The 25,473-nt window shown below is 71.3% G+C and carries 25 protein-coding genes and 1 pseudogene; 6 read left to right on the top strand and 20 right to left on the bottom strand.

The window, feature by feature from the left end; translation table 11 throughout:
* Nucleotides 1–128: 128 nt before the first annotated feature.
* The 12 genes from IEZ31_RS15255 to IEZ31_RS15310 all read right to left on the bottom strand — a co-directional run bounded on the left by IEZ31_RS15255 (nucleotide 129) and on the right by IEZ31_RS15310 (nucleotide 11,688).
* On the bottom strand, nucleotides 129–1,154 hold the full coding sequence (locus IEZ31_RS15255; RefSeq protein ID WP_190250508.1) for a LacI family DNA-binding transcriptional regulator: 1,026 nt from the start codon (nucleotides 1,152–1,154) through the stop codon (nucleotides 129–131).
* A gap of 178 nt (nucleotides 1,155–1,332) precedes the next feature.
* Nucleotides 1,333–1,821, bottom strand: coding sequence for a hypothetical protein (locus IEZ31_RS15260; RefSeq protein WP_190250509.1), 489 nt, complete (start codon nucleotides 1,819–1,821; stop codon nucleotides 1,333–1,335).
* An 8-nt stretch (nucleotides 1,822–1,829) separates the two neighbouring features.
* Nucleotides 1,830–2,192, bottom strand: coding sequence for a response regulator (locus IEZ31_RS15265; protein WP_190250510.1), 363 nt, complete (start codon nucleotides 2,190–2,192; stop codon nucleotides 1,830–1,832).
* Nucleotides 2,189–2,662 (bottom strand): chemotaxis protein CheX, encoded by a 474-nt coding sequence (locus IEZ31_RS15270; RefSeq protein WP_190250511.1) that lies wholly within the window; start codon nucleotides 2,660–2,662, stop codon nucleotides 2,189–2,191. Before IEZ31_RS15270 ends, IEZ31_RS15265 begins: the two co-directional genes overlap by 4 nt.
* Nucleotides 2,659–3,060: a response regulator gene (locus tag IEZ31_RS15275; protein ID WP_190250512.1), complete on the bottom strand. Its 402-nt coding sequence runs from the start codon at nucleotides 3,058–3,060 to the stop codon at nucleotides 2,659–2,661. Before IEZ31_RS15275 ends, IEZ31_RS15270 begins: the two co-directional genes overlap by 4 nt.
* A 6-nt stretch (nucleotides 3,061–3,066) precedes the next feature.
* Entirely contained in the window at nucleotides 3,067–3,924 is an 858-nt protein-coding gene (locus IEZ31_RS15280; RefSeq protein WP_190250513.1) for a CheR family methyltransferase, read from the bottom strand.
* Complete coding sequence (locus tag IEZ31_RS15285) at nucleotides 3,921–5,123, bottom strand: protein-glutamate methylesterase/protein-glutamine glutaminase (RefSeq protein ID WP_190250514.1); 1,203 nt, start codon at nucleotides 5,121–5,123, stop codon at nucleotides 3,921–3,923. The genes IEZ31_RS15280 and IEZ31_RS15285 overlap by 4 nt, the downstream gene beginning before the upstream one ends.
* A 150-nt stretch (nucleotides 5,124–5,273) precedes the next feature.
* Nucleotides 5,274–6,164 (bottom strand): hypothetical protein, encoded by an 891-nt coding sequence (locus IEZ31_RS15290; protein ID WP_190250515.1) that lies wholly within the window; start codon nucleotides 6,162–6,164, stop codon nucleotides 5,274–5,276.
* 109 nt (nucleotides 6,165–6,273) lie between these two features.
* The gene (locus IEZ31_RS15295) at nucleotides 6,274–7,815 is read right to left on the bottom strand and encodes a methyl-accepting chemotaxis protein (RefSeq protein ID WP_190250516.1); all 1,542 of its coding nucleotides are present in this window, start codon (nucleotides 7,813–7,815) and stop codon (nucleotides 6,274–6,276) included.
* A gap of 6 nt (nucleotides 7,816–7,821) precedes the next feature.
* A complete protein-coding gene (locus IEZ31_RS15300) occupies nucleotides 7,822–8,277 on the bottom strand; it encodes a chemotaxis protein CheW (protein ID WP_190250517.1) in 456 nt (151 codons plus the stop codon).
* Nucleotides 8,278–8,279: 2 nt separating this feature from the next.
* Nucleotides 8,280–10,850: a chemotaxis protein CheW gene (locus IEZ31_RS15305; protein WP_190250518.1), complete on the bottom strand. Its 2,571-nt coding sequence runs from the start codon at nucleotides 10,848–10,850 to the stop codon at nucleotides 8,280–8,282.
* A 136-nt stretch (nucleotides 10,851–10,986) separates the two neighbouring features.
* Complete coding sequence (locus tag IEZ31_RS15310) at nucleotides 10,987–11,688, bottom strand: sortase (protein WP_190250519.1); 702 nt, start codon at nucleotides 11,686–11,688, stop codon at nucleotides 10,987–10,989.
* A 94-nt stretch (nucleotides 11,689–11,782) separates the two neighbouring features.
* Between IEZ31_RS15310 and IEZ31_RS56600 the strand changes: the two are divergent.
* Nucleotides 11,783–12,462, top strand: a pseudogene (locus IEZ31_RS56600) (EAL domain-containing protein).
* A gap of 60 nt (nucleotides 12,463–12,522) precedes the next feature.
* On the opposite strand, the gene IEZ31_RS15325 reads toward IEZ31_RS56600, so the two are convergent.
* Nucleotides 12,523–13,002, bottom strand: coding sequence for a phosphatase domain-containing protein (locus IEZ31_RS15325; RefSeq protein WP_229835070.1), 480 nt, complete (start codon nucleotides 13,000–13,002; stop codon nucleotides 12,523–12,525).
* A gap of 265 nt (nucleotides 13,003–13,267) precedes the next feature.
* On the opposite strand from IEZ31_RS15325, the gene IEZ31_RS15330 reads away from it, so the two are divergent.
* The 4 genes from IEZ31_RS15330 (at nucleotide 13,268) to IEZ31_RS15345 (ending at nucleotide 16,921) form a co-directional block, all read left to right on the top strand.
* Nucleotides 13,268–13,981, top strand: a complete 714-nt coding sequence (locus IEZ31_RS15330) for a phosphoribosyltransferase (RefSeq protein ID WP_190250521.1) — start codon at nucleotides 13,268–13,270, stop codon at nucleotides 13,979–13,981.
* Between the two features lie 69 nt (nucleotides 13,982–14,050).
* Entirely contained in the window at nucleotides 14,051–14,785 is a 735-nt protein-coding gene (locus IEZ31_RS15335) for an ATP-binding protein (RefSeq protein ID WP_190250522.1), read from the top strand.
* A gap of 169 nt (nucleotides 14,786–14,954) precedes the next feature.
* Entirely contained in the window at nucleotides 14,955–16,109 is a 1,155-nt protein-coding gene (locus IEZ31_RS15340) for a SigB/SigF/SigG family RNA polymerase sigma factor (protein ID WP_505661126.1), read from the top strand.
* 95 nt (nucleotides 16,110–16,204) lie between these two features.
* Nucleotides 16,205–16,921 carry a GAF and ANTAR domain-containing protein gene (locus tag IEZ31_RS15345; protein WP_190250524.1) on the top strand — a complete coding sequence of 239 codons (717 nt, stop codon included), beginning with the start codon at nucleotides 16,205–16,207 and terminating at the stop codon, nucleotides 16,919–16,921.
* Nucleotides 16,922–16,978: 57 nt separating this feature from the next.
* Here IEZ31_RS15345 and IEZ31_RS15350 read toward each other — a convergent pair whose 3' ends face one another.
* From IEZ31_RS15350 to IEZ31_RS15380, 7 genes are all read right to left on the bottom strand, one after another.
* Nucleotides 16,979–18,553, bottom strand: a complete 1,575-nt coding sequence (locus IEZ31_RS15350) for a S8 family peptidase (RefSeq protein ID WP_190250525.1) — start codon at nucleotides 18,551–18,553, stop codon at nucleotides 16,979–16,981.
* 94 nt (nucleotides 18,554–18,647) lie between these two features.
* On the bottom strand, nucleotides 18,648–19,010 hold the full coding sequence (locus IEZ31_RS15355; protein WP_190250526.1) for a response regulator: 363 nt from the start codon (nucleotides 19,008–19,010) through the stop codon (nucleotides 18,648–18,650).
* 79 nt (nucleotides 19,011–19,089) lie between these two features.
* Nucleotides 19,090–19,290 (bottom strand): hypothetical protein, encoded by a 201-nt coding sequence (locus tag IEZ31_RS15360; protein ID WP_190250527.1) that lies wholly within the window; start codon nucleotides 19,288–19,290, stop codon nucleotides 19,090–19,092.
* A 22-nt stretch (nucleotides 19,291–19,312) separates the two neighbouring features.
* Nucleotides 19,313–20,932, bottom strand: a complete 1,620-nt coding sequence (locus IEZ31_RS15365; RefSeq protein ID WP_190250528.1) for a glycoside hydrolase family 13 protein — start codon at nucleotides 20,930–20,932, stop codon at nucleotides 19,313–19,315.
* The gene (locus IEZ31_RS15370) at nucleotides 20,929–21,858 is read right to left on the bottom strand and encodes a carbohydrate ABC transporter permease (protein WP_190250529.1); all 930 of its coding nucleotides are present in this window, start codon (nucleotides 21,856–21,858) and stop codon (nucleotides 20,929–20,931) included. The genes IEZ31_RS15365 and IEZ31_RS15370 overlap by 4 nt, the downstream gene beginning before the upstream one ends.
* Nucleotides 21,855–22,841 carry a carbohydrate ABC transporter permease gene (locus tag IEZ31_RS15375; protein ID WP_190250530.1) on the bottom strand — a complete coding sequence of 329 codons (987 nt, stop codon included), beginning with the start codon at nucleotides 22,839–22,841 and terminating at the stop codon, nucleotides 21,855–21,857. Before IEZ31_RS15375 ends, IEZ31_RS15370 begins: the two co-directional genes overlap by 4 nt.
* 66 nt (nucleotides 22,842–22,907) lie before the next feature.
* The gene (locus IEZ31_RS15380) at nucleotides 22,908–24,245 is read right to left on the bottom strand and encodes an ABC transporter substrate-binding protein (protein WP_190250531.1); all 1,338 of its coding nucleotides are present in this window, start codon (nucleotides 24,243–24,245) and stop codon (nucleotides 22,908–22,910) included.
* Nucleotides 24,246–24,429: 184 nt separating this feature from the next.
* Between IEZ31_RS15380 and IEZ31_RS15385 the strand changes: the two genes are divergently transcribed.
* Nucleotides 24,430–25,458, top strand: a complete 1,029-nt coding sequence (locus IEZ31_RS15385) for a LacI family DNA-binding transcriptional regulator (RefSeq protein WP_373294598.1) — start codon at nucleotides 24,430–24,432, stop codon at nucleotides 25,456–25,458.
* The last annotated feature ends 15 nt before the right edge of the window (nucleotides 25,459–25,473 follow it).

A 25,473-nucleotide genomic window follows, 5' to 3' on the forward strand; every position in this document is an offset into this window, starting at 1 on the left:
CATGCCGACTATCCCGGCTGCGTAGTCGCAAGCTCACGGATCGCCACTTGTAAGCGCTTAACGTCGCCAACGCAAAGAGCGCCGCGACTCCCTTCCGGAAGTCACGGCGCTCGCGGGTTTGTCGCGGGCTAGGCCGCCGAGGGGGCCTTGGCCTCCTGCAGCGCGCCCGTGGAGCCGCGCACGACGAGCTCGGGCTCGAACAGCATCTCCTCGGTCGGCACCAGCGTGCCGGCGACCTGGCTGACCAGCAGGGTCACCGCGGCCTGGCCCATCGCCTGGATGGGCTGGCGGACCGTGGTCAGCGGCGGGTCGGTGCAGTTCATGAACAGCGAGTCGTCGAAGCCCACGACGGAGACGTCGTCGGGCACCTCGCGGCCGAGCCGGCGGGCGGCCCGGATCGCGCCCAGGGCCTGGACGTCGCTGGCGCAGATGATGCCGGTGACACCGTGCTTGATGAGCCGGGTGGCGCCGGCGCGGCCGCCCTCCATGGAGAAGATGACCCGCTCGACGTCGTCCTCGCTGACCGTGTCGGAGAACGCCGCGGCCGCCTTGAACGCGGCGAGCTTGCGGTTGGACGGGGCGTGGTCGGCCGGCCCGAGGATGAGCCCGATGCGCTTGTGCCCGAGCGAGCTCAGGTGGTTGAACGCCTGGTCGACCGCGTGGCCGTCGTCGACCGACACCCGCGGGAAGCCCAGGTCGTCGATGGCCGCGTTGACCAGCACCGCGGGCAGGCCGCGCTCGTGCAGGCGGTGGTAGTGGTCGTGCTCGGCCGCGGCCTGGTGGTAGAGCCCGCCGCAGAAGATGATGCCGGAGACGTGCTGGTCGAGCAGCATCTCGACGTAGTCGGCCTCGGACACCCCGTCGGCGGTGCGGGTGCAGAGCACGGGCGTGAACCCTCGCTTCGACAGCGCACCGGCGACCACTTCGGCGAAGGCGGGGAAGATCGGGTTCTGCAGCTCCGGCAGCACCAGGCCGACGAGCCGGGCCCGCTCACCGCGCAGCTTCGTCGGGCGCTCGTAGCCCAGGACGTCGAGGGCGGTGAGCACCGCCGTGCGCGTCGCGTCGGAGATGCCGGGCTTGCCGTTGAGCACCCGACTCACGGTCGCCTCGCTCACGCCGGCATACTTCGCCACCTCAGCGAGTCGTCGAGTCATGCCCGCAAGCGTAGTGCATACCTACGCAATTTTTTGCACGGATCTCACCCACCCGACGGCCGGCCCCAGTCACCCCCACCGAAAGCCGCGTCGATCTTGCAGTTGTGGTGCCTCGACTGTCCGACGATGTCCGGGTTTGTCAGGCACCACAACTGCAAGATCGACGCAAGGGGGTGGGTCAGGCGGGGCCGGTCAGGGCTATCGAGATCTTGCCGCCGCCGTAGCCCGAGACGTCGACCTTGAGGTCCAGGCGGCGGCCGAGGGCCAGCAGGTGGTTCACCGCGTCCGCCGGCGGGCCGCCGCCCGGGAGGAAGGTCTGGTGCAGCTTGACCCGGGGCGCGCCCTCCTTGTTGATCAGCCCGGCCAGGATGTTGCACACCTCGATCGCGTTCTCGCCGATCATCTTCGAGATCTCGCTGTCCTCGATGCACGCCTCCGCCCCGCCCGGCGGGATGAGGCCGATGGCCGCGCCGGAGTAGGCGGTGAGCTCGAAGTCCATGCCGATCACGGCCATGAGCTGGAGTCGTTCGTCGGTGTAGAGGGCGACCAGGGTGCGTGGGATGTCGGCGGCTTTGAGGGGGTCGGCCGGGTTCACGGTGACCGGCCGGCCGAGCAGGTCGTCAAACAGGTCCTTGACGGCCTTCGGAACGGGCAGAACATGCGACATAGCTCATATCATCCCAAAATAGGATCGAGTGCGTCCTTGAAAGTGTCGGCTGTGAACGGCTTGGTCACCAGGAACAGGGCGCCGGCGTCCTCGGCCGCCTGCCGCATCTCCGGCGTGCCCTCGGACGTCACGAAGCCGAAGGGGACCTGGTTGCCGTTGGCCCGCAGCATGCGCAGGACCTCCACGCCCGTCATGTGCGGCATGTTCCAGTCCGACAGCACGAGGTCGGGCCGCTCGGCCACCGCCTTGTCGAAGGCCTCCTGCCCGTCGCAGGCCTCGACCAGGTCGTGCCCCTCGTAACCCGCCTGCCGGAGGGTCCGGGTCACGATCTGCCGCATGACCCGGCTGTCGTCGGCGATGAGGATTTTCATGCGGGTGCTCCAGCAAGGTCGGTGGTGCTCTCCAGAACGGTGACGGTGACCGACTCGTCCATCCAGGTCCCGTCGAGGTGGCACACCTCGGTGACCGCCGGGTACCGCCCCGAGGTCCCCTCGACGTGCACGTGGGGCAGCGACAAGGCGCACGGCTCCGGGAGCAGGCTCTTGACGTTGCCGCCGATGATGTTCGCCAGTTCGCCGAGGGCGTCGGCGACGTCCTCCTCGGCCACGTCGTCGAACGCGATGCCCAGCAGCGCCGCGGCGACGTTGCGGGCGGCCGCGTCGGAGCAGCTCACCAGCACGTGGCCGCGCCACGCGCCGGTCACCGAGACCGACGCCGTGACGTCGGCGACGTGTTTCTCCGCCGGCTCGGGGATCAGGGGACTCTCCCCGTCGAGGTCGAGGTAGGAGGACCAGACCTGCTCGGCGATCACCGACAGGTCGTCTGTGGTCGGATTCGTCATGCTGCGACTCCGTTCGGGACGAGGCCGAGCAGCGCCAGCTTGTCGATGATGGCGTCCGGCGTGAAGGGCTTGATCACGTACTCGTGGGCCCCGGAGGCCAACGCCCGGACGATCTGACTCTGTTCGCTCTCCGTCGTGACCATCATGAGCGTCATCCCGCGCAGCCGCGGCTCCGCGCGGACGGCGGTGACGAACTCGAGCCCGTTCATCTCGGGCATGTTCCAGTCGACGAGCGCGAGGCCGGGGATCTCGCCGTCGCCGTCGAGAACGTTGGTCCTGAGGTAGTCCATCGCCTCTTGACCGTTGCCAGCCTCGACCACGTCGAAGCCGAGTTGTGCCACGATCCGCTTGAGGATCAGGCGCATCGCACGCGAATCGTCGATCACCATGGTGAGCATCTGGCGTCACCCCTTTCCTACGGCGCTCACAGGAGCGGCGGTCTTCGGCCCGGTACGCAGCTTGTAGGCGGACGTGCGCCCGGCCACGACCCGCTCGAACCGGTCGTCGATGCCGATCGTCGTCTCGGCCGAGCCCAGGAACAGCCAGCCGTCCGGGCGCAGCGTGCCGGCGACCCGCTGCAGGACCTGGCGCTTGGTCTGGACGTCGAAGTAGATCAGCACGTTGCGGATGAACACGATGTCGAACGGCCCGATCGGCGGGAAGGGCGCCGCGAGGTTGAGCCGGCGGAACGACACGTTCTTGCGCAGTGTCGCGGCCACCTTCCAGTGGGCGCCGTTGCGCTCGAAGTGCTTGACCAGCAGCGGCGCCGGCAGGCCGCGGTTGACCTCGAGCTGCGTGTACTGCCCGGCCTCGGCGCGCGTGAGCATCTCGGTGGAGATGTCGGTGCCGATGATGTCGAACGTCCAGCCCGGCGGCAGGTTGTCCTGCAGCACCATGGCCAGCGTGTAGGGCTCCTGCCCGCTGGAGCTCGCCGCCGACCACACCTTGATCGTGCGGGCCGCGGCCCGCCGGGCCAGCAGGTCCGGCAGCACCGTGTGCACCAGTTGCTTGAAGGGTTCGCCGTCGCGGAAGAAGGACGTCTCGTTCGTGGTCAGGGCGTCCACGATCTTGCGGTGGATCTCCGGCTCCGGTCGCAGCTGGGCGAGGTTGACGAACTCCGAGACGGTGGGCAGCCCGGACTGCCGGGCGAGCGGCAACAGCCGCGCCTCGACCAGATACTCCTTGCCGGCCTCCAGCACGATCGCGGCGTCGCGCCGGACGAGACCGCTGATGAAGGCGAACTCCTGGGCAGTCAAGGTCATCGGGTCACCTCCATGGACTTGGCACCGCGACCACCTGCGGTACGGCTGATGAGATGGTTCGCGATCTCGCCGAGCGGCAGGACGGCGTGTGCCAGGCCCGCCTGCGTCACCGCTCCCGGCATTCCCCAGACGACCGACGTCGCCTCGTCCTGCGCCACGATCTCGGCGCCGGCCGAGCGCAGCTGCTCGGCACCCCGCTTCCCGTCCTGGCCCATGCCGGTCAGGATGATCGCGAGGGTGGCGCCACCGTAGACCCGCGCCACCGACCGGAAGAGCACGTCGACGGCCGGCCGGCAGAAGTTCTCCGGCGGTCCGGTGTTGAGCTTCGTCACCACCTCCGTACCGCGGCGGTGCACCTCCATGTGGAAGTCGCCCGGCGCGATGTACACCGTCCCCGCCCTGACCGGCAGGTCGCCGGTCGCCTCGACGACGTTGAGCGCGGCCGTGCGGTCGAGCCGGTCGGCGAACATCTTCGTGAAGACCGGCGGCATGTGCTGGACCACGACGACCGGCACCGGCAGGCCCGCCGGCAGCGCCCGCACCACGGAGGTGAGCGCGTCCGGGCCGCCGGTGGAGCAGCCGATCGTGACGATCTCGACGGTCCCGCCGCGCGCGGTGGCGCGGATCGGTGCCCCCGACGGCGCGCCGGCCGGCGGCGCGCTCGGCGGGCGGACCCCGCCCGGCAGCGGGGTGCCGCCCGGCCGGGCCAGCGGCGGCGCGACGCCGTGGTTGCGCCCGGGACCGGACGGGCCGGCGGGACCGGCGGGGCGCAGCGGCGGGGCCATCGCGCCCCGGCGGCCGCCGCACAGCGCGTGGATGCGCGGGATGATCTGCTCGCGGACCGAGCGGATGCTCTCCGCGACGCTGCCGACGTTGGCCGGCTTGGTGACGTAGTCGCTCGCGCCGGCGGAGAGGGCGTCGAGGGTCGCGGTCGCGCCGGCGGCGGTCAGGGTGCTGAACATGATGACGGGCAGCCGCGCGTACTTGGCCCGGATCGCGCGCAGCGTCTCCAGGCCGTCCATGATGGGCATCTCGATGTCGAGCGTCACCAGGTCGGGCCGCAGCTGCTCGATCTTCGTCAGGGCGACCTTGCCGTTGGGGGCGGTGCCGACCACGCGGATCTCCGGGTCGTCACCGAGCGCGTCGGTGATCAGACGGCGGACGACGACCGAGTCGTCCACGACCAGAACCGAGATCACGCGCCCTTGCCTCCAGCACCGGGGGCCCAGCGTTACGAGGCCCGTCACGTTCCAGCGGGCTAATCGGCGCGGCGTAGACGGCGATAAGGAAATTCCCAAAAGAACCGCCCCTGCCCGGTTCATTCCGGACAGGGGCGGCAAGGGTGCTTTTCAGGAGGCGAGCGGGCCCATCGCGGTGAAGTACGGGTCGAGCAGGCGGCGGGCGGTCGCCGAGTCCAGCAGGTCGCGCACCATCAGGGCCTGGACGGCGCCGCTGAGCAGGTTCCACACCCCGCCGGCGCGGTCGGCGACCGGGACGCCCGAGCGGTCGAGGGCCTGCACCAGCAGCAGCTGGGCGGCGGCGCCGGAGCGGACCCGGCCGGAGAGGAAGACGGCCCAGGAGGCCGAGTGCACCGCGGGCGCCCAGTCGGACAGGCCGGGCCGCGCGCTGTCGGTGACCTTGTTCAGCTGCTGCATCTCGGTGCGGGTCAGCGCACCGACGCGGGTGAGCAGTCGCCGCACGTCGCCGGCCTGCGGGCCGAGGTCGTGCTCGCGCTCGGGCAGGGCGCGCACGGCGGCGGTCCACGGCGCGCTGAGCCGCCGCCGGGAGTCGTCGGAGAGCAGCTCGCGCAGGTAGGCGGCCGCGGCGGCGTCGGAGAGCACGCCGGTGGCCTTGCTGGCGACCGGGCTCTGCCGCTGCCGCGGGGCGCGGGCGTGGGGCGCCGGCATGGTCGGCTGGGCCGGGCGCTTCCCCCAGGTCCAGTCGAGCACGTCGTAGCGCAGGCAGTGCAGCAGCCCGTCGAGCGTCCCGAGCGGCGCCCGCTCGATGACGGTCAGGGTGCCGGCGTCGGCGACGGCGGTGCGCCGCTCCTGGGCGGCGGCGTCGACGTCGCGCCAGAGATCGGCACGGTCCCAGTCGTCGTCGGCGCGGGCGGCGGCGACCGCGTCGAGATCACTCTGCGTAAGCGTCAGTCCGTGCAGCAGCACGTCGGCCGCGGCCGATCCGCCCTGCAGGCGGGAGAGGTCGAAGCCGAGAACGGGGGCGCTAACCAGGCTGTACATGGCAACTAGTCTGCAACGCACCTGCACCCGGGTCTGTCCACCGAAAGGGTCAGGGGTGACGCCCGGCCGTTGCCCTGCGTCACCCCGGGAGCGTAGCCCGACCGGCGGTTCAGATCGTGAACCGCGCGACGAGCGACCGCATCTCGCTCGACATCCGCGACAGGTCCGAGGCGGCCCGTTGCGCTTCCGTCACGCTCCGTGATGTGTTCTGGGTCGCCGCGGCGACGGTCGAGACGTTCGTGGCGATCTCGGCGGAGCCGGTCGCGGCCTCGCTGACGCTGCGGTTCATCTCGTTGGTCGTGGCCGTCTGCTCCTCCACCGCGGAGGCGATGGTGAGCTGGTAGTCGTTGATCCGCGAGATGATCTGGCTGATCTCGCCGATCGCACCGACCGCGCCGGTCGTGTCGGCCTGGATCGCCTCGACCCGCCGGGAGATGTCCTCGGTCGCCCGGGCGGTCTCCTGGGCCAGTTCCTTGACCTCGTTCGCGACGACCGCGAAGCCCTTGCCCGCCTCGCCGGCCCGCGCCGCCTCGATGGTGGCGTTGAGCGCGAGGAGGTTCGTCTGCTCGGCGATCGAGGTGATCACCTTGACCACGTTGCCGATCTCGGTCGACGACTCGCCCAGCCGGCTCACGGCCTGGTTGGTCGACTCGGCCGCCATGACCGCCTGGGACGCGACCTTCGCCGCCTCGCTCGCGTTCTGCGCGATCTCGCGGATCGACAGGCCCATCTCGTCGGCGCCGGCCGCCACGGTCTGCACGTTGCGGGACACCTCCTCGGCCGCGGCCGCCACCACGTTGGCCTGGTTGCTGGCCTCGCCGGTGCCGGAGGCGATCTGCGCGCTGATCCCGGTGAGCTGGTTCGCGGACGTGGCCAGCGACGAGGCCGTCTGGTCCATCGTGTGCACCGTCGTGCGCATGCTGTCGGTGGCCTTGTTGAGCGCCTCGGCCATCACGCCGACCTCGTCGGTGCTGCGCACCTCGACCTTGCTGCTCAGGTCGCCGCCGGCGACCGCCCGGAGCACCTCGGCGACCCGCCGCAGCGGGCCGACCACCAGCGCGGTGACCCACAGGCCGATGCCGAACGCGGCGAGCAGGCCGACCACGGCGGCCAGGATCATCAGCATCCGGCTGCGCTCGTAGTCCTGCTCGGCGGTGGCCCGCCACTGCTCGGCCTCGGCGATGTCCTGGTCCTGCAGGTGCCCGATCGCGTCGGTCGCCTTCTGCAGCTGGGGCTGGCCCTTGGCCGTCATGATCGTGACGTAGCCGACCAGGTCGCCCTTGGCGATCACCGGGTTGGCCTCGTTGTCGCGCACCGACCGGTAGCCGTCGGCGCCCTGCTCGATGGCGGTGAGCTCGTCGTCGCGGTCGGCGGGGGCGCCGGCGCGGTACCGCTCGACGGCGCCGGCCAGCGCGGTGTCCGCGGCCTTCTGCTGCTCGGTGTTCAGGGCGCCGAGGATGTCGGAGATGCCCTGCCGCATGTCGGCCAGCGCGACGAACTGCTTGTTCTTCGCGGTGAACTGCCGCATGGTGTCGTTGGCGTTGCTCAGCGAGTTGAGGCCGGCGACGGTGATGAGCACCGTGACGACGCCGCCTACGGCGATGGCCGCGATGACCTTCGCCCGCACGCTTCGGTTGGTGAACCAGCTCATGGTCGGCTATTCCTCGCGGTTGGCGGAGCCGGGCGGGTTGGTGTTGACGGCCTTGTTGGTGTCCAGCGCGAGCATGAGCCGCCCGTCGAGCTTGAAGGCGCCGGTGATGAGCTGGCGGCTCGGGCCGGTCAGGGTGTCCGGCGGCGGCTCGAACGTGTCGTCCTGCAGCGTGACCACCTCACCGATGCGGTCGACGAGCAGGGACACCGACTCCTCGTCGGTCTTCACGATGACGTTCATCGCCGGCTCGGCGCTCTTGGTGCGGGGCGGCAGGCCGAGCTGCACCCGCAGGTCGACCGCGGCGATCACCTGGCCCCGCAGGTTGAACAGCCCGCCGACGGACTCGGGGGCCAGCGGCACGGGCGTGTACTGGTCGAAGGAGAGGACCTCCTGGACCTTGGCGACGTCGAGGCCGAAGAGCTGGTCGGCGACCTCGAAGGTGGCGTATTGACGGCTGGCCATGGTCAGGCTCCGGCGGGCTGGTAGGAGGCGTACTCGGCCTCGTTGGCGCTCTGGTACGGGTCGTGCTGCTCGTAGGGGTCCATCTCGGTGTGGAACAGCGGGTCCGCGGCGAGGATGGCCCGCCGCACGTCGAGCAGCTCGGTGACCCGCTGCTGGATGACGGCCGACCCGAGCAGGCCGTCGTCGCCGAAGTCGCGGCGCGAGTCGTCGAGGCCCTCCTCGACGATGTCGATGATCTTCTCCACGGCGAGCGCGACTGAGCGGCCGTTCTCGGTGTAGACCACGACGGGCACCGTCGGGCCGGGCTCCGTCTCGTAGGCGCCGAGCAGGTGGGCCAGGCGCAGCACGGGGAGGATCTGGTCGCGGTACTGCACGACCTCGCGGCTGCCGGTGCGCTCGATCCGCTCGACCGGGAACTCCTCGAGCCGCGTGACCATGTCGAGCGGGATCGCCACCCGCCGGTCGCCGACGCCCGCGATGAGCAGCCGGTCGGCGTTGTCCCCGCCGCGGCGCACGGTGGTGTCCGCGTCGGTGCGCTCGCCGCCGGCGGCGAGGTGGGCCCGCCGGGCGAGCGAGGCGACGTCGAGGATCAGCGCGACCCGGCCGTCGCCGAGCAGGGTGGCCCCGGCGTAGACCCCGATGTCCTTGAACCGCGACGTCAGCGGCTTGACCACGACCTCCTCGGTGTTGAGCACCCGGTCGACGACCAGCCCGAACCGCTTGCCCTCGGCCTGCAGGACGGCGACGTAGACGTCGGTGTCGTGCTCGCCGTCGCGGGCCAGGCCGAGCGTGTCGTCGAGGTACACCAGGGGCAGCAGCTTGCCGCGGAGCCGGTAGACCGGGGCGCCCATGGCGTGCTCGACCACGCGGCCGGCCTGGCCGTCGAGGTAGACCAGCTCGTGGACGGCCACCTGCGGGATGACGTACCGCTCCTGCCCGCACTCGATCGTGAGGGCCTGGATGATCGCCAGCGTCAGCGGGATCGTCAGCCGCCAGATGGTGCCCTGGCCGACGACCGAGTCGACGTCGACCGCGCCGCCGATGCGCTCGATGTTGGTCTTCACCACGTCCATGCCGACGCCCCGGCCGGAGACGTTGGTGACCGCCTTCGCGGTGGAGAAGCCCGGCTTGAAGACCAGGCCGAGGATCTCCCGGCGGTCCATCGTGGCGAGCTGGTCGCGGGAGACGATGCCCTTCTCCACGCCGATCCGGGCGATCTTGTCGGGGTCGATGCCGGCGCCGTCGTCGCGGACCTCGACGATGACGTGGCCACCCTCGTGGTACGCGCGGAGGGTCAGCGTGCCCTCGGCCGGCTTGCCCGCGGCGACCCGGTCCTCCGGGGTCTCGATGCCGTGGTCGACGGCGTTGCGCACGAGGTGGGTCAGCGGGTCCTTGACCGCCTCCAGCAGCGAGCGGTCGAGCTCGGTCTCCTTGCCCTCCTGGGCCAGCCGGATCTGCTTGCCGAACGTCGAGGAGAGGTCGCGCACGACCCGGGGCAGCTTCGACCACAGGTGGTCGATGGCCTGCATGCGGGTCTTCATCACCGACTCCTGCAGCTCGGAGGTGATGAGGTTGAGCCGCTGGCCGGTGCGGGTCATGCCGGGGTCGGAGACCGCGCCGATCGCGCGCACGAGCTGGTTGCGGGTCAGGACGAGCTCGCCGACGAGGTTCATGAGCTTGTCGAGCAGGTCGACGTCGACGCGGATCGACTGGTCGGCGACGCTGCGGCGGGACGTGGCCTCCTCGCCGGACTCCGGCGCGGCTGGCGTCGGCTTCGCCGCGGGCGGCTTGGGCGGCGGCGGTGCGGCTGCGGCTGGCGGCTTGGGCGGCGGTGCGGCTGCGGCGGGAGCTGCGGGAGCTGCGGCGGCGGGCACTGCGGCAGCGGCAGGCGTCGGCTGGGGCGTGGCGGCCGTTGCGGCGGCCGGCGGCGGTGGCGGCGCGGCAGCGGGCGGCGGTGGCGGCGCGGCAGCGGGCGGCGGAGGAGGAGCGGCGGCGGGTTCGGCGGCCTGAGGAGCCTCGACGACCACGACGTCGGCCTCGATCACGACCGGCTGGACGGCGACCGGCTCCGCAACGATCGCTGCCACGACCGGCTCGGCGACGACGGGAGCGGCCGCGGCCGGTGCGGCGGCCCGCCCGGCCGGAGCCGCGGCCGCCCGGCCCGCAGTCGCCGCGGAGGCGCCCGAGTCGTCGGTGATGCAGGCGTTGACCGCCGCGATGACCCCGGAGTCGTCGCCCTCGGCCTCCTGGCCGTGCTCCTCGATCTCCGAGAGCAGGCCGCGGACCGTGTCCACCATCCGCAGCAGCGCGTCAGTGGTGGCCGGCGTCATGCCCTGGGCGCCGTCGCGCAGCCGCGACAGCAGCGACTCGCCGACGTGCGTGACCTTCTCCAGGCGGTTGAACGCGAGGAAGCCCGACGTGCCCTTGATGGTGTGGATGGTCCGGAAGATCGAGGACAGCAGCTCGCGCGAGCCCGGCTGGGCCTCCAGCGCGACCAGGTCCCGGTCCAGCTGGTCCAGGTTCTCGTGCGACTCCACGAGGAACTCCTGAACAATGTCACCCAACTCGCTCACGGCCAGGCGCTCCTTTCGACCCCCGCGGGGACACACGCACACATCGGGACGAACCCACCGGGACAATCGGCATCACCGCGGGGCGGTGAAGGAGATTCGTTGCGATTTGGTGGCGTGCGACGACACTGCGTGACCGTCAGCCCGTGGCGAGCTCCGCCGGCCTCGGACCGTCGTGCGGATCCCGGCGCACCAGGGTGGCCTGGCGGATCAGCCGCTGCTCGGTGGAGAGCTTGGGCTCGCAGGTGACCAGGGTCAGCACGGGGGCGGCGCCGCCGGGCGGCGGGCCGAGCACCTCGTTCTGGTCGGGGCGGACGATGCTCGCGTCCATCACGCGGTACACGAGCCAGGTCTCGCGCGTCTCGAGCACCACCGGGGCGCCGATGCGCAGCCGGTCGAGGTCCCAGAAGACGCCCGGATAGCGATGCCCGGCGATCCCGGTGTTGCCCGCCGCGCCGATCGGGGCGGTGCCGGGGATGTAGCCGGGGCCCTCCAGCAGGTCGGCCTCGCCGGCGCCGTCGACCACGACGAGCGAGCGGCCCAGCGTCGGCAGGTGCAGCCGGGCCAGCGGGACCGGCGGGGCGTGCCGCCCGCGTCCCGCGCCGTCCCCGCCGAACGGCAGCGCGGCCGGGGCCCGCGGCACGGGCGGCGGCGTGGCGCCGCTCGCCCAGCGCTCGTCCAGCACGCCTGCGAGCCGCTCCTGGGCGCTGTGGACCTGCCGGATGCGGCTCCACCACTGCCACGCGGCCGACCCGCCGACCACCAGGCCGGACAGGACCAGCAGGACCGCGGCCGCCAGGAGGAGCCGCGACGTGCGGTCGACATCCCGGCGAATCTCCATGAAACGTACTATAGGTAGCGCAACGCGGGCATAAGGCCGGACCGGTGCGTGGCGCCGCCCGGTCGTCGACGTCCACAGTGGCCGGGTCACCGCCGTGGAGGCCCTGCTGCGCTTCCGCGCCCCGGACGGCACCCCGGTCTCCCCCGCGCTCTTCGTGCCGGTCGCCGAGGAGATCGGCCTCATCGGCCGAATCGGCTCGTGGGTGCTCGAACAGGCCTGCACCGACGCCCGCGAGTGGCACGCCGCGCACGGCATCTCGGTGACGGTGAACGTCTCGGGCCGCCAGCTGCGCAACCCGCGGTTCGCCGACGAGGTCCTCGCCACCCTCGGGCGCACCGGCCTGCCGGCGCCGCCCTGGTCCTGGAGATCACCGAGACGGTCCTGGTCACGGCCTCCCTGGAGGAGACGGCGGAGGTGAGCCGCCGGCTGGCCCGCCTGCGCGCCTTCGGCGTGCGGATCGCGATCGACGACTTCGGGACGGGGTACTCGTCGCTGGCCTACCTGCGCACCCTCCCCGTCGACGTGCTGAAGATCGACCGCGGGTTCGTGTCCCGGATCGAGGAGCGTCAGGACCGGGCGCTGTTCCGGGCGGTGGTGGAGCTGGCGCGCAGCATGTACCTGCAGCCGGTCGCCGAGGGCGTCGAGACCACCGGTCAGGCGTCGGTGCTGCGCGAGCTGGACTGCGGGCTGGCCCAGGGGTTCCTGTTCGCCCGCCCGATGCCGGCCGACGCGCTGCCGGCGGTGCTCACGGCCCGGGCGCCGGCCTCCTCCTGACCCACCCGGGCCGGCCGGGCCGCACGTCGGCCGCGTCCGGGGTCACGAGCGCAGCGCGGGTCAGGTGCGGCCCTCGCGCTCCTGGGCGGCCTCCAGGGTCGACGAGTGCGGGACCCAGTCCGCGAGCCGGACCGGGTAGCCCAGCCCCTGCAGCTTCGCGATCACCTCCGGGTCGTCGTCCACCACGATCTCGATCGGGGACTCCCGGGCCAGGCGGGCCAGCTGGCCGGCCTTGAAGTCGCGGGACGGCCGGCGGTCGGTCGACGGGCGCATGAACAACAGCTCGGCGGGCAGCTCGTGGCGGTGCAGCCAGTCCGTCGTCACCGTGCGCAGGTGCTCCGGGCGGCCGGTGAGCCAGACGAGGACGTGGGAGGCGGCGTACTCGCGGGCCAGCGTCACGCCCGTCGCCAGGGCCGGGTCGCGGCCCGCGGCGGCGAAGAAGCGCGACCAGTTCTTCGGGCGGTGGTCGAGGTGGTGCAGGCGGTGGCGGACGTCGGCCACCACGCCGTCGATGTCGAAGACCGCGATCGAGGAGTTCACCCGCACATCCTTCACCACGGTAACCCCGCGCCGCACTGTTCACGCTCGATCGTGCCACCGGGCCGATCACCCCGCGCGGGTTAGCGCAAAGAGGCGTTTTCGCAGGTCAGCGAGGGGTAGGCTTCGCCCCGACGCGGCGTGTCGCGGCAGAGCGACGACGGGGACGGACGGGTGAGACGCCGGCCCCACCGCGCGAGTGAAGGGGGTGTCCGCTTGATGCGGATCGATGGCCTGCGGGCCGCACAAGTGACGAAGGATCACGACCATGTGGCCGCCTGAACACGAGCGCTTCGCGGACCGGACGGCCGCGGGACGCATGCTCGGCACCGCGGTCGCGGCTCACTTGCGGCAGCTCTCGATGGCCTCAAGGCGCCCGACCGGCGAACAGCCGCCGATAGTGCTCGGCCTGCCCCGCGGCGGCGCACCCGTCGGCGTGGCGGTGGCGGAGACCATCGGCGCCGACTTCGACCTGGTGATCTCGCGCAAGATCGGCCTGCCGTGGCAGGCGGATCACGGTGTCGGCGCGATCGCGGAGAACGGGCCGCCGGTCTTCGACCGCAGCGCGCTCGCCGCCGTCGGGCTCAACGCCAGCGATCTCGGTCCCGCGGTACAGCGGGAGCGGGTGGAACTGCGCCGTCGCCAGGAGCGCTACCGCGGGTCGCGACCGGCCCCCGACGTGGCCGGCCGGGTGGTGGTGGTCGTCGACGACGGCCTCGCCACCGGGGTGACCGCGCGGGCGGCGGCGCGCGCCCTGCGGGCGGGCAAGCCCGCCCACCTGGTGTTCGCCGCGCCGGTGTGCGCGGCGGAGTCGGTCGACCTGCTCGCCGCCGACGTCGACGCGGTGATCGACATGCACAGCCCGCGGGAGTTCCACGCGCTCGGGCTCTACTACATCAATTTCGCCCCGCTCACCGACGCCCACGTGGCCGAGCTGTGCATGCGGGCCTGGGGCGCGGCGAAGGTGCCGGCCCCGGTCTGAGGTACTCATTTCGCTCCAACTGCCCGCCCGTGGTGTTTATAACGCCGCGGGCGGGTAGAGCATCACCCCATGAGGGCGGGAGGCCTGCGGGCCAGCATCGAGCGCCGGGGTGACGCGACCGTCGTGCGCCTCGGCGGGGTGCTCGACGTCGACAGCTGCCCGTCGCTGCGTTCCGCCGTGATCGGGTGCCTGGCGACGGAGCCGTCGGTGATCGTGCTGGACGTCGCCGACCTGCGTCACCAGGACGACGTGGCGTTGACGGTACTGCCGGCGCTGGCCCAGCACGCGGCGGCCTGGCCCGGCAGCGCGGTCACCCTGGCGGCCGCTCCCCCGCCGCTGGCCTCGGCCCTGGACCGGATGGCCGTCGTGCGGCTCGTGCCGCTGTTCCCCACCACCGACGCGGCCCTCGCGCACCGGCCCGAGGCCGCCGCGCCCCGCCGCCTCCGGGCGACCCTGCAGCCGATGGTCGACGCCACGGCGGCCGCCCGGCACCTCGTCGACCGCGCCTGCCACCTGTGGGACGTGTCGCACGTCAAGGACCTCGCCGAGCTCGTCGTCACCGAGCTGGTCAGCAACGTGGTGCGGCACGCCCGGACCGAGATGGAGGTCTGCGTGGCGCTGCGCCGGCGGCTGCTGCACGTGGCCGTCCGCGACCACAGCGCGGACCCGCCGCGGCCCGGCGCGACCAACGACTCATTGCGCGAGGACGGTCGCGGACTGCTGGTGATCGACGCGCTCACCGCCGGCTGGGGATATACCCCGGTGCCGGACGGCAAAGTGGTCTGGGCGACCATTCGAATTTAAGGGGAAAAGCTCACCCGCCAGGTCACCCTTTCGCATGGAAATCGGCGACTTCGCCGTGCGTACAGTGATGCGGAAAGCCAATCCGCCCACGTCCGTGACCGCACGCTCAACAGCGAATCGCTTGCCCCGCAATGCGATGGGATAGGGGGGAGTCTCCACCATGGAGACAATGCCCATAGAAAAAGTCCGAAGTGATTCGGTACTTTCACTGGAGACCTGGCGCAATGGCGACGACGAAGTGCTGCGACCCTCGGGAATTCTCGACTACGCGGCCAGCCTCGATCTGCGCGTGGCGCTGTTCGAGCGCCTCGACGCCGGACAGAAACAACTGACCGTCGACCTTTCCCGGCTGCGCCTGCTCGACTGCGCCGCCGCCGACACCCTGCTGCGGGCCCAGTTGGAGGCCCAGGAACGGGGCGGCGCACTGCGCGCCCCCGGCGCCAGCGACCTGGTGCTCGACGTCCTGGAGATCATCGGGGCGGCGAAGCAGCTGCGGGCGTACGACGACCCCCCGCCCGGCTCGCCGCCGGTCGCGGAGTCCGACCCGGACGAGGCGGGCAACGACCCGCCGAGCCAGTGGACGACCGTCAACGAGCTGCTGCGCCAGGCGGCGGCGATGGACCGCGGCGACCCGCGCCGGGGCGCGCTGCGGGAGCGGGCGATCGAGCACAGCCTGCCGCTCGCTGACCGGCTGGCCCGCCGCTTCCACGGCATGGGCGAGTCACCCGCCGACCTGAGCCAGGTGGCCGCCCTCGGGCTGATGAAGGCGATCGACGGCTTCGACCCGGACTACGGCACCGACTTCGGCGGCTACGCGACGCCCACGATCGTCGGGGAGCTCAAGCGGTACTTCCGGGACAAGGGCTGGGGCGTGCACGTGCCGCGCCGCCTGCAGGAGCTGCGGATCGAGATCAACCGGGTCCGCGACACGCTCGGCCAGCGGCTGGGCCGCTCGCCGACGCCCAAGGACGTCGCCGAGCACCTCGGGGTCGACGAGGAGCAGATCCTGGAGGCGCTGGTCGCGTCGTCGGCGTACCGGCCGGTCTCGCTGTTCGCCCCGCTCGGCGGGGACGACGACGCGGGCACGCTCGCCGACGTGCTCGGCGACGACGACCGGGACATCGACGGGGTGGAGTTCCGGCAGGCGATCAAGCCGCTGATCGCCCGGCTGCCGGAGCGCGAGCGCCGGATCCTGTCGCTGCGCTTCTACGGCAACCGCACCCAGGCCCAGATCGCGGCCGACCTGGGCATCTCGCAGATGCACGTGTCCCGGCTGCTGAGCCGCACGCTCGAGGGACTGCGGAGGGCGCTGCTGGACGGCTAGCGGTTGGTTGGGATCTTCGGTCGTGGGGTAGGAGGCACCCCGGTTGCGGGTGCCGCCCCTCGTGCGTGTGCGCCCGCGGTACCGAAGGGGGAAATGTGACTGACCTCCACACCGTGGAGATCGCCGCGGTGCTGCGCCAGCTCACCGCCCGCCTCATCGCCAGCGACGACCTGGACGAGGCTCTGGAGGACCTGGTGGACACCGCCGCGGACCTCGTCGACGGGGCGTCGTGGTGCGCGGTGACCCTGGTGCGGGCCGGCGGCCCGTCGACCGCGGCGGCGTCGACGGGGCTGCCGGAGGGACTGCTCGAGAGCCAGTACGACAGCGGCACCGGGCCCTCGCTGGAGGCCATCCGGGCCCGGGATCTCATCCTGAGCGACGACCTGGCCGTCGACACCCGGTGGCCGAAGTGGCGCGAGCGGGCGCTGGCGGCGGGCGTGCGCGGGGTGCTCACCGTGCCGGTCGACATCGACGAGCAGGTGATCGGGGCGCTGACGGTCTACTCGGCCGCGGCCGGCCGGTTCACCACCGACGTCGGGCTGACCGCGATGCTGGTCGCCGAGCACGCCGGGCTGCTGCTGTCGGCCGTGCTCGACCGGGGCCGCCAGGCGGGGGCCCACGCCCAGCTGCAGGAGGCGCTCGCCGACGGGGAGACGGTGAACCGGGCCGTGGGGATCATGATGGTCCAGCGGGCCTGCTCGGCCGACTCGGCGCTGGAGGTGCTGCGCAGCACGGCGGCGCGGCTGCAGCTGCCGCTCACGACGGTGGCGCAGCGCCTGGTCGAGACCGTGGAGCGGCGCGCCACCGTATAGCGGGACGCCGGTCGACCTACCCCGTGGTAGGTCGACCGGCGTCTGTTCGAGGAGCGGTCAGACGGTCAGGGTCCAGCTGTCGAGGTACCCCGCACCGCCCTTGACGGTGTCGCGCACCCGCAGCTTCCAGGTGCCGTTCTTGTTCTTGGTCGAGACGTTCACGGTGTACACCGCGTTGAGGTTGGCGGCCTTGTCCCGCTTGTTGGCCGCCTTGAGCCGCTTGACGGTGCCGCCCGGCCCGACGAGCTCGACGACCAGGTCGCCGCGCTTCGGGTGGACCACGTGGACCTCGACCCGGGTGGCCCGCGACGCCTTGCCGGCGCAGCCGGTGACGGCGACGACGCTGACGCCCTGGCCACGGTCGCGCACGGCGACGTCGGTGCCGTTGCTCCTGACGTTGCACGGGGGCGCGACGACCGGGGTGACGACCGCAGACTCCGGCACCGGCGTGCCGACGGTGACGAGCAGGCGGTTCGGCGAGCCGGCGCCGGCGTTGGTCACCAGGCCGGTCACCCCGTTGCCGACGATCGCGTCGCGCACCGTGGCCGGGCCGGCCGACGGGTTGTTCGCGAGGTACAGCGCGGCGACCCCGGCGACGTGCGGGCTGGCCATCGAGGTGCCGCTCATGACCGCGGTGGCGGTGTCGGAGGCCTTGCCGGCGCTGGTGATCCCGACGCCGGGGGCGAAGATGTCGAGGCAGGACCCGTAGTTGGAGAACGAGGCCCGGGTGTCCGTCGCGTCGATCGCGCCGACGGTGACGGCTTCCGCGGTACGAGCGGGGGAAACCGTGCAGGCGTCGACGTTGTTGTTGCCCGCGGCCACCACGTAGGTGAGGCCGGAGGCGACGGAGCTGCGCACGGCCTGGTCCAGCAGCGCGCTCGCGCCGCCGCCGAGGCTCATGTTCACGACGGCCGGCTTCTGCGCGTTGGCGGTCACCCAGTCGATGCCGGCGATGATGCCGTCGTAGCTGCCCGAGCCGGCGCAGTCGAGCACGCGGACGGCGACGAGCTGCACCTGCTTGGCGACCCCGTAGGTGCTGCCACCGATGGTGCCGGCGACGTGCGTGCCGTGGCCGTGGCAGTCGCTCGCGTCCGTGTCGTTGTCGACGAAGTCGTAGCCGGACCGGGCCCGCCCGCCGAAGTCGTTGTGCGTCGTCCGGACGCCGGTGTCGAGCACGTAGGCGGTGACGTTCGCGGCGACCGTGGTGTAGGTGTAGGTGCCGCTGAGCGGCCGGGTGGCCTGGTCGATCCGGTCGAGGCCCCACGGCGCCGAGTACTCGGTGTCGGCCAGCCGGACCGTCTTGTCCTGCTGCACGTAGTCGACCAGCGGGCTGGCGGCGAGCCGCCTGGCCTGCCGCTCGGTCAGCTGCGCGGAGAACCCGTTGAGCGACCGGCTGAACGAGCGGCGCACCTTGCCGCCGAACTTCGTGGCGAGCCTGCTGGCGTTCGCCGCGGTGGTGGTGGGGTCGACCCCGTCCTTGAAGACGACGATGTACCGGTCCCGGATCGCCCCCTGCTCACCGGCCCCGAGCACGGTCCCTTCGGCCGGTGCCGCGACGGCCGGCGCCCCGTGCCCCGCCACCCCTCCGGCGACGAGAGCGGCGACGAGCGCGGCACGGAGGGAAACACGCATGAGGCAGACCCCTTCAGCTCCGACGACGTTGGAGCCTCAAGCGTCGGTTCGCTCGGGTGCGCCCTGCGTGCCCGGTGGGTTGCCGGGCGGTTGCTCAGTGGGACAGGCAGTTGATGGTGGCCAGCAGGTTGTTCAGCGGGCGGCCGCTGGTCAGGCCGGTGTCGGCGAGCGACAGCCCGTGCACCGACGTCGCGTGGGACGCGTTCGCGCTGTAGAACACCACCGGGAGGCCGGCCGTGGCCCGGTTGGCCCGCAGGAGGTCGAGGAGCTCGTCCCCGTCCGCCCGGGGCAGGTGCAGGTCGAGCACCGCCACGTCGAACCGTGGGTGCTCGGCGGCCATCGTGAGCGCCTCCTGGGGGCTCGCCGCGGTGATCACGTGGTGGCCGCCGATCTGGAGACGAATGGCCGTCGTCTCCCGGATCTCCGCGTCGTCGTCGATGAGCAGGACTCGCGCCATGGCAGCATGGTTCCCTTCCCGATGGGACCGCAACCTCCCCATCGGTCCGAATCGGCCGGAATTGGCGGGAACCTGAGCGCTACTGGCGCGGGCGGCGCCGGCGCATGACGATGATGGCCACCACGACCGCGACGATCACGACCACTGCGCAGCAGCAGCCGCCGATCAGGCTGCCGCTGGTGCGCGGGCGCCGCTTGGCGACCTCGCCGCCGAGCTCCAGGGTCGAGGCGTCGACGACGGTGGCGAGATAGGCGTGCAACCACGCGAAGACTGCGCTCATCCCGCCACCGTAGCCGGTCGTGTCACGCCCGCAGCCAAGCCGTGGTGTCCGGGGGCAGCGTGCCGTCGGCCGCCAGGTCCGCGCTCGCGAGCAGCACCTCAGCTGCGGGCAGCGGCACCGGCACCGGCCCGAAGTTCGTGATCACCCGGACGCCGCCGTTGCGGAAATCGACCAGATCGTCACCCTCGCCGGACCAGGCGAGGGTGCCGCCGCCGAGGGCGTGCTTGCGGCGCAGCCGGAGGGCCTCGACGTACATGCTCAGGGTCGAGCCGGGGACCTCGCGCTGGGCGTCGGCGGCGAACCGGTCCCAGTCGGCCGGCTGCGGGAGCCACGACGCGGCGCCCGGGCCGAAGCCGTACGACGGGGCCCCGGCCTGCCACGGGACCGGCACGCGGCAGCCGTCGCGACCGCGGACCTCGTGCTTCGAGCGGAACCAGGTCGGGTCCTGGCGGACGTCGTCGGGGAGCGCGGTGTGCTCGGGCAGGCCGAGCTCCTCGCCCTGGTAGAGGTACGCCGAACCGGGCAGCGACAGCATGAGCAGGGTGGCCGCGCGGGCGCGGCGCAGGCCGAGGGCCTCGTCGGGCTGCCGGTCGCCGATCCCGATGCCGCCCTGGGTGGAGTAGCCGGGCTCGAAGCCCAGCCGGCTCGCGTGCCGGACCACGTCGTGGTTGGACAGCACCCAGGTGCAGATCGCGCCGACCGGCTCGACGCCGGCCAGGCTGGACTCGATCGCGGCGCGCTGGTCGGCGGCCGTCCACGGCGCCATGAGGTAGTTGAAGTTGAACGCCTGGTGCATCTCGTCGGGGCGCACGTAGCGGGCCAGCCGCTCGGCCGGCGCCACCCAGGCCTCCCCCACCATCATCCGGTCGCCGGGGTAACCGTCCAGGACGCGGCGCCACGAGCGGTACACCTCGTGCACCCCGTCCTGGTCCCACATCGGCGGGGTGCGGTGCTCGGCGCCCGGGCTGGTGATCGGCACCTGCGCCTCGGTCCACTCGGGCAGGCCGCTCTCCTTGATCAGGCCGTGGGCCACGTCGACGCGGAAGCCGTCGACGCCCCGGTCGAGCCAGAAGCGCAGCACGTCCTCGAACATCGCGCGGACCTCGGCGAGGTCCCAGTTGAGGTCCGGCTGGCTGGTGTCGAACAGGTGGAGATACCACTCGCCGTCGGGCACGCGGGTCCAGGCCGGGCCGCCGAAGACGCTCTGCCACCCATTGGGCGGCAGCTCGCCGTCGACGCCGCCGCCTTTGCGGAAGTGGTACCGGTCGCGCGCCGGACTGCCGGGCTCGGAGGCGAGCGCCTCCTGGAACCAGACATGGTCGCTCGACGTGTGGTTGGGCACCAGGTCGACGACGACCCGCAGGCCGCGCTCCTTGGCCGCGGCGACCAGCGCGTCGAAGTCGGCCAGCGTGCCGAACCGGGGGTCGACGTCGCGGTAGTCCGCGACGTCGTACCCGGCGTCGTGCTGCGGAGACGGGTAGAACGGCGACATCCAGAGGGCGTCGACGCCCAGTTCGACCAGGTGGTCGAGGCGCGACGTGATGCCGCGCAGGTCGCCGAGGCCGTCACCGTCCGCGTCGGCGAACGACCGCGGATAGACCTGATAGATCACGGCATCGCGCCACCAGACCAGCTGACTCACCCCTTGACTCCACCGGCCAGCAGGCCGCGTACGAAATACCGTTGCAGGGACAGGAACACGATCAGCGGGATGACCATCGACACGAACGCGCCGGAGGTCAGCCGCTGCCAGTCGTTGCCCCGGGTGCCGGCCAGCTCGGCCAGCCGGACGGTCAGCGGCCGCGAGTCCACACCCTGGGTGAAGACGAGGGCCACCAGAAGATCATTCCAGATCCACAGGAACTGGAAGATGGTGAGTGACGCGAGCGCCGGCGCGATGAGCGGCAGGACGATCCGCCGGAACGTCATCGCCGGGCCCGCGCCGTCGACCCGGGCCGCCTCGAAGAGGTCCTTCGGCAGCTCGGACATGAAGTTGTGCAGCAGGAACACGCCGAGCGGGAGGCCGAAGCAGGTGTGGGCGAACCACACCGCGAAGAACCCGCCACCCAGGTCGGTGAAGCCGCTGAGCAGCTTCAGCATCGGGATGAGCGCCATCTGGATCGGCACGATCTGCAGGGCGAACACGCCGATGAAGATCCAGTCCCGGCCGCGGAAGTTCAGCCAGGACAGGGCGTAGGCGGCCATCGCGGCCAGGCTGACCGAGAACAGCACCGCCGGCACGGTGATGACGAGCGAGTTGATGAAGTAGCTCGCCAGCTGGCCGGACGTTGCGGACGTGCCGAAGACCACCTCGTTGTAGTTCTCGAGGGTCAGCGAGGGGTTCTTGAAGAACGTCCACCAGCCGGTGGTCTTGATGTCGTTCTCGGGCCGCAGCGACGACACGAACAGGCCGAACGTCGGGATGGTCCACACGATCGCGATGATGATCGAGACGACGCTGGCCACCCGCGTGTTGAGTTTGCGCCGCACCCGGCTGGCCATGGTGCTCTGCTCGGGCCGGTCGAGCGGGCCGGCCTCGGGAGCGTCGGTGCTGACGGTGCTGCTCATCGGATCTCCGTTCGGTGCCGCAGCTGACGGACCTGGAAGATGACGATCGGGATGACGAGGATGAACAGCAGCACCGCGAGGGCGGAGCCGTGGCCGTTCTCGTACGCCCGGAAGGCCTGGTTGTACATCTCCAGGGCGAGCACGCTGCTCTTGAACTGGCCGCCCGTCGACGTCCGGACGATGTCGAAGACCTTGAGGGTCGCGATGGTGATGGTCACGACGACGACCACCACGGCCGGCCGGATGGACGGCATGGTCACCCGCCAGAACATCTGCCACGGGTTGGCGCCGTCGAGCCGGGCCGCCTCGACGATCTCGCCCGGGATGGCCTTGATCGCGGCAGAGAGGATGACCATCGCGAAGCCGGCCTGGATCCAGATCAGCATGATGATCATGTAGAACGTGTTGCTCGGCGAGTTGCTCAGGAACTGCTGCGGCTCCAGGCCCACCCAGACCAGGATCTGGTTGAGCAGGCCGATCTGCTCCTGGTCGGCCTCACGGAAGGCGTAGATGAACTTCCAGATGATGGCGGCGCCGACCAGTGAGATCGCCATCGGCATGAAGATCAGCGACTTGGCGATGCCCTCGCCGCGGGCCTTGTCCACCAGCACCGCGTAGATCAGGCCGAACGCGGTGGACAGCAGCGGCACGCAGACGACCCAGATCAGGGTGTTGCGCAGCATGAGCAGCGTGTCGTCGTTGGTGAAGATCCACTTGTAGTTGTCGATGCCGACGAACTCTTGGCTGCTGGCGTCGAAGAACGACAGGTACACCGTGCGGACCAGCGGGTAGACCAGGCCCGCACCGAGCAGGACGAGCGCCGGGCCGAGGAACCCGGCCATCTGCAGCCGCTCCTTGCCCTTCCCCCATCTGGGCAGGATGTCGAGCACGAACAACAACGCGCCGACCACGACGATGAACCCACCCATGTAGGCGAGCGCAGGCCAGATCTTGGCGACGTCTTCGGAGAAGTCGTATTCCATGGGGTGTCCTCCGACCAGCCGGGTCCGGCGCCGTCGTGCGTGGCGCCGGACCCGGACCTCAGTTCGCTACTTGGGCCAGGTGCTTTCGATGTAGTCCAGCGTGGCCTTGGTGTCCTTCGTGCCGTTGATCCAGTCGGTCATGCCGGTCCAGAAGGACTTCGAGCCGACCGCGGCGGGCATGAGGTCGGAGCCGTCGAACCGGGCCACGGTGGCCTGGTCCTGCAGGATCGTCACCGACAGCTTGTCGATCGTGCCGGTCACGTTGCTGGTGTCCAGGCCCTTGTTGGCCGAGATCCAGTCGCCCAGCTTGGCCTTGCTGTTCGCCCACTCGGCCGAGGCCAGGTAGGTCTGCACCTTGACGACCTCGTCGCGGTCCGAGAAGGCCGAGACGAACTCGCCGCCCACGAGGACCGGCTTGCCCTTGGCCGGGTCCAGCGCCGGGAAGTAGAACGCGAAGACGTCGCCGTCCTCAGCGACCTTCGTGCCCTTCTGCCACTGGTTGGAGTAGAAGTTCGCCTGGCGGTGCAGGCCGCACTTCTTGTCCTTGACCGGGAGGCCACCCTCCTGGAACGAGGTGGTGACGATGGTCTTGGGGTTGCCGACGTACTTCGGGTTCTTGAGGATCGACGCGGTGCGCTCGGCGGCCGAGAAGATCTTCGGGTCGTTGAACGGGATCTCGTGGTTGACCCACTTGTCGTAGGTCTCCGGACCCTGGTCGCGCAGGACGATGTCCTCGATCCAGTCGGTGGCCGGCCAGCCGGTGGCGTCACCGGACTCGATGCCCGCACACCACGCCTGGATGCCGCTCGCGGCGATGTCGTCGCTGAGCTTGATCATCTCGTCCCAGGTGTTCGGGACCTTCCAGCCCTTCTCCTTGAAGAGCGACGGCGAGTACCACACCAGCGACTTGACGTTCGCGCCCATGGGCACGCCGTAGACCTTGCCGTCGACCGTGGCGTACTTCGCCCAGTCCTTCGACCAGTTCTTGTCGAGGTTGGCCTTGACCGGCGCCGGCAGCTCCTTGAGCTTCTTGCTCTTCACGAAGGAGGCAAGCAGACCGGGCTGCGGGAAGACCGCGATGTCCGGCGGCTGGCCACCGTCGGCGCGCACCTTCACCTGGGTCTCGAACTCGCCCGAGCCCTCGTAGTTGATCTTGATGTTGGTGCAGTCCTCGAACTGCTTCCAGGACTGGGTCAGCTTGTCGGCCTCGGCGTCGCGAATGGTCGCGTAGATCGAGACTTCTTTCTTCTTGTCGACCTTGTATTGCGCGTAAGGCGCGCACTCGGGCTTGTCGGCGTTGCTGGAGCCGGAGTCGCTGTCACTGCCGCAAGCGGCTGCCGCGAGGGCCAGACTGGCCACACCGGCGAGCGCGAACGCCCGACGCCGCCACGAGGGGACGGCCATGGTTAGCCTCCTTTGGGCTTACCCGGTCCGGGCGGCTGGCCGCCCGCGTACCGGTGTGCTGTGTTCCTCGGATGTAAGCGTTTGCAGGGGAGGTTTGTCGAGCCCCTTGGCCGCATTCATCGATAACGAGTGAGTAACACGCCGGACATATTGCTGGAGGGCGCTGTGTTGCTAGCCTCGCCCTGTGGCCGACCCTTCCGTGCCCGTGAGCATGGAGGACGTGGCTCGGCTGGCCGGCGTCTCGACGGCCACCGTGTCACGCACCCTCCGCGGGCTGCCCAACGTCTCGGAGGAGACGCGCGGCCGCGTCCTGCAGGCGGCCGAGTCGCTGTCGTACGTCGTCTCGCCGATCGCGTCCCGCCTGGCGAGCGGGCGCACCCACACGGTCGGCGTGATCGTCCCGTACGCGTCCCGCTGGTTCTTCGGCCAGATCGTCGCCGGCGCCGAGTCGGTGCTGCGCGAGCACTCGCTCGACCTCCTGCTGTACAACCTGGGCGACATCCCCGCCCGGCAGCGCTTCTTCGGCCAGCTGCCGCTGCGCCGCCGGGTCGACGCGGTCCTCACCGTCGCGATGCAGTTCGCCGACGCCGAGTTGTCGGCCATGCGCAGCCTGGGCGTGCCGATCGTCGCCGTCGGCCACCACGTGCCCGGCGCCGGCTGCGTGCGCATCGACGACGTCGCCGCCGCCTCGACCGCGGTGCAGCACCTGCTCGGGCTGGGCCACCGGCGCATCGGCATGATCTCGACGTACAACGACCAGAGCATGTTCCTGCCCGTCGCCCACGCTCGTCGGCGCGCGTATGTGGAGACCCTGGCGGCCGCCGGCATCCCCTTCCGCGACGAACTGGTCATGTCCGTCCCCCACGGCCTGGACGGCGGCGAGCAGGCGATGCGCCGCCTGCTGACGCTCGCGGACCCGCCGACCGCGGTCTTCGCCGAATCGGACGAACTCGCCTTCGGCGCGCTGAGCGCCCTTCGCCGCACCGGACGTCACGTATCGGTCATCGGCTTCGACGACCACGAGCTGAGCGCATTGCTGGACCTGACCACGGTCCGCCAGCGCGTCTTCGAGCAGGGCGTGCTGGCCGCCGGCATGCTCCGCCGCGCGACGACCACCAGCGACTGGGCGCCGGAGGAGCTGCTCATGCCCACGACGCTGGTACTTCGCGCCTCCACCTGGCCGGTTGCGGTTAGGACGCCGAGCGCCGGGTAGGTCGCCGCCGCCAGT

It is taken from the genome of Dactylosporangium sucinum, from assembly GCF_014647515.1.
GTDB lineage: Bacteria > Actinomycetota > Actinomycetes > Mycobacteriales > Micromonosporaceae > Dactylosporangium > Dactylosporangium sucinum.

Bases quoted from the DNA above. Each gene is read 5' to 3' on its own strand.
- IEZ31_RS15255 (WP_190250508.1), bottom strand. From the start codon at position 1,154: ATGACTCGACGACTCGCTGAGGTGGCGAAGTATGCCGGCGTGAGCGAG.
- IEZ31_RS15260 (WP_190250509.1), bottom strand. From the start codon at position 1,821: ATGTCGCATGTTCTGCCCGTTCCGAAGGCCGTCAAGGACCTGTTTGAC.
- IEZ31_RS15265 (WP_190250510.1), bottom strand. From the start codon at position 2,192: ATGAAAATCCTCATCGCCGACGACAGCCGGGTCATGCGGCAGATCGTG.
- IEZ31_RS15270 (WP_190250511.1), bottom strand. From the start codon at position 2,662: ATGACGAATCCGACCACAGACGACCTGTCGGTGATCGCCGAGCAGGTC.
- IEZ31_RS15275 (WP_190250512.1), bottom strand. From the start codon at position 3,060: ATGCTCACCATGGTGATCGACGATTCGCGTGCGATGCGCCTGATCCTC.
- IEZ31_RS15280 (WP_190250513.1), bottom strand. From the start codon at position 3,924: ATGACCTTGACTGCCCAGGAGTTCGCCTTCATCAGCGGTCTCGTCCGG.
- IEZ31_RS15290 (WP_190250515.1), bottom strand. From the start codon at position 6,164: ATGTACAGCCTGGTTAGCGCCCCCGTTCTCGGCTTCGACCTCTCCCGC.
- IEZ31_RS15295 (WP_190250516.1), bottom strand. From the start codon at position 7,815: ATGAGCTGGTTCACCAACCGAAGCGTGCGGGCGAAGGTCATCGCGGCC.
- IEZ31_RS15300 (WP_190250517.1), bottom strand. From the start codon at position 8,277: ATGGCCAGCCGTCAATACGCCACCTTCGAGGTCGCCGACCAGCTCTTC.
- IEZ31_RS15310 (WP_190250519.1), bottom strand. From the start codon at position 11,688: ATGGAGATTCGCCGGGATGTCGACCGCACGTCGCGGCTCCTCCTGGCG.
- IEZ31_RS15330 (WP_190250521.1), top strand. From the start codon at position 13,268: ATGTGGCCGCCTGAACACGAGCGCTTCGCGGACCGGACGGCCGCGGGA.
- IEZ31_RS15335 (WP_190250522.1), top strand. From the start codon at position 14,051: ATGAGGGCGGGAGGCCTGCGGGCCAGCATCGAGCGCCGGGGTGACGCG.
- IEZ31_RS15340 (WP_505661126.1), top strand. From the start codon at position 14,955: ATGCCCATAGAAAAAGTCCGAAGTGATTCGGTACTTTCACTGGAGACC.
- IEZ31_RS15350 (WP_190250525.1), bottom strand. From the start codon at position 18,553: ATGCGTGTTTCCCTCCGTGCCGCGCTCGTCGCCGCTCTCGTCGCCGGA.
- IEZ31_RS15355 (WP_190250526.1), bottom strand. From the start codon at position 19,010: ATGGCGCGAGTCCTGCTCATCGACGACGACGCGGAGATCCGGGAGACG.
- IEZ31_RS15360 (WP_190250527.1), bottom strand. From the start codon at position 19,290: ATGAGCGCAGTCTTCGCGTGGTTGCACGCCTATCTCGCCACCGTCGTC.
- IEZ31_RS15370 (WP_190250529.1), bottom strand. From the start codon at position 21,858: ATGAGCAGCACCGTCAGCACCGACGCTCCCGAGGCCGGCCCGCTCGAC.
- IEZ31_RS15375 (WP_190250530.1), bottom strand. From the start codon at position 22,841: ATGGAATACGACTTCTCCGAAGACGTCGCCAAGATCTGGCCTGCGCTC.
- IEZ31_RS15380 (WP_190250531.1), bottom strand. From the start codon at position 24,245: ATGGCCGTCCCCTCGTGGCGGCGTCGGGCGTTCGCGCTCGCCGGTGTG.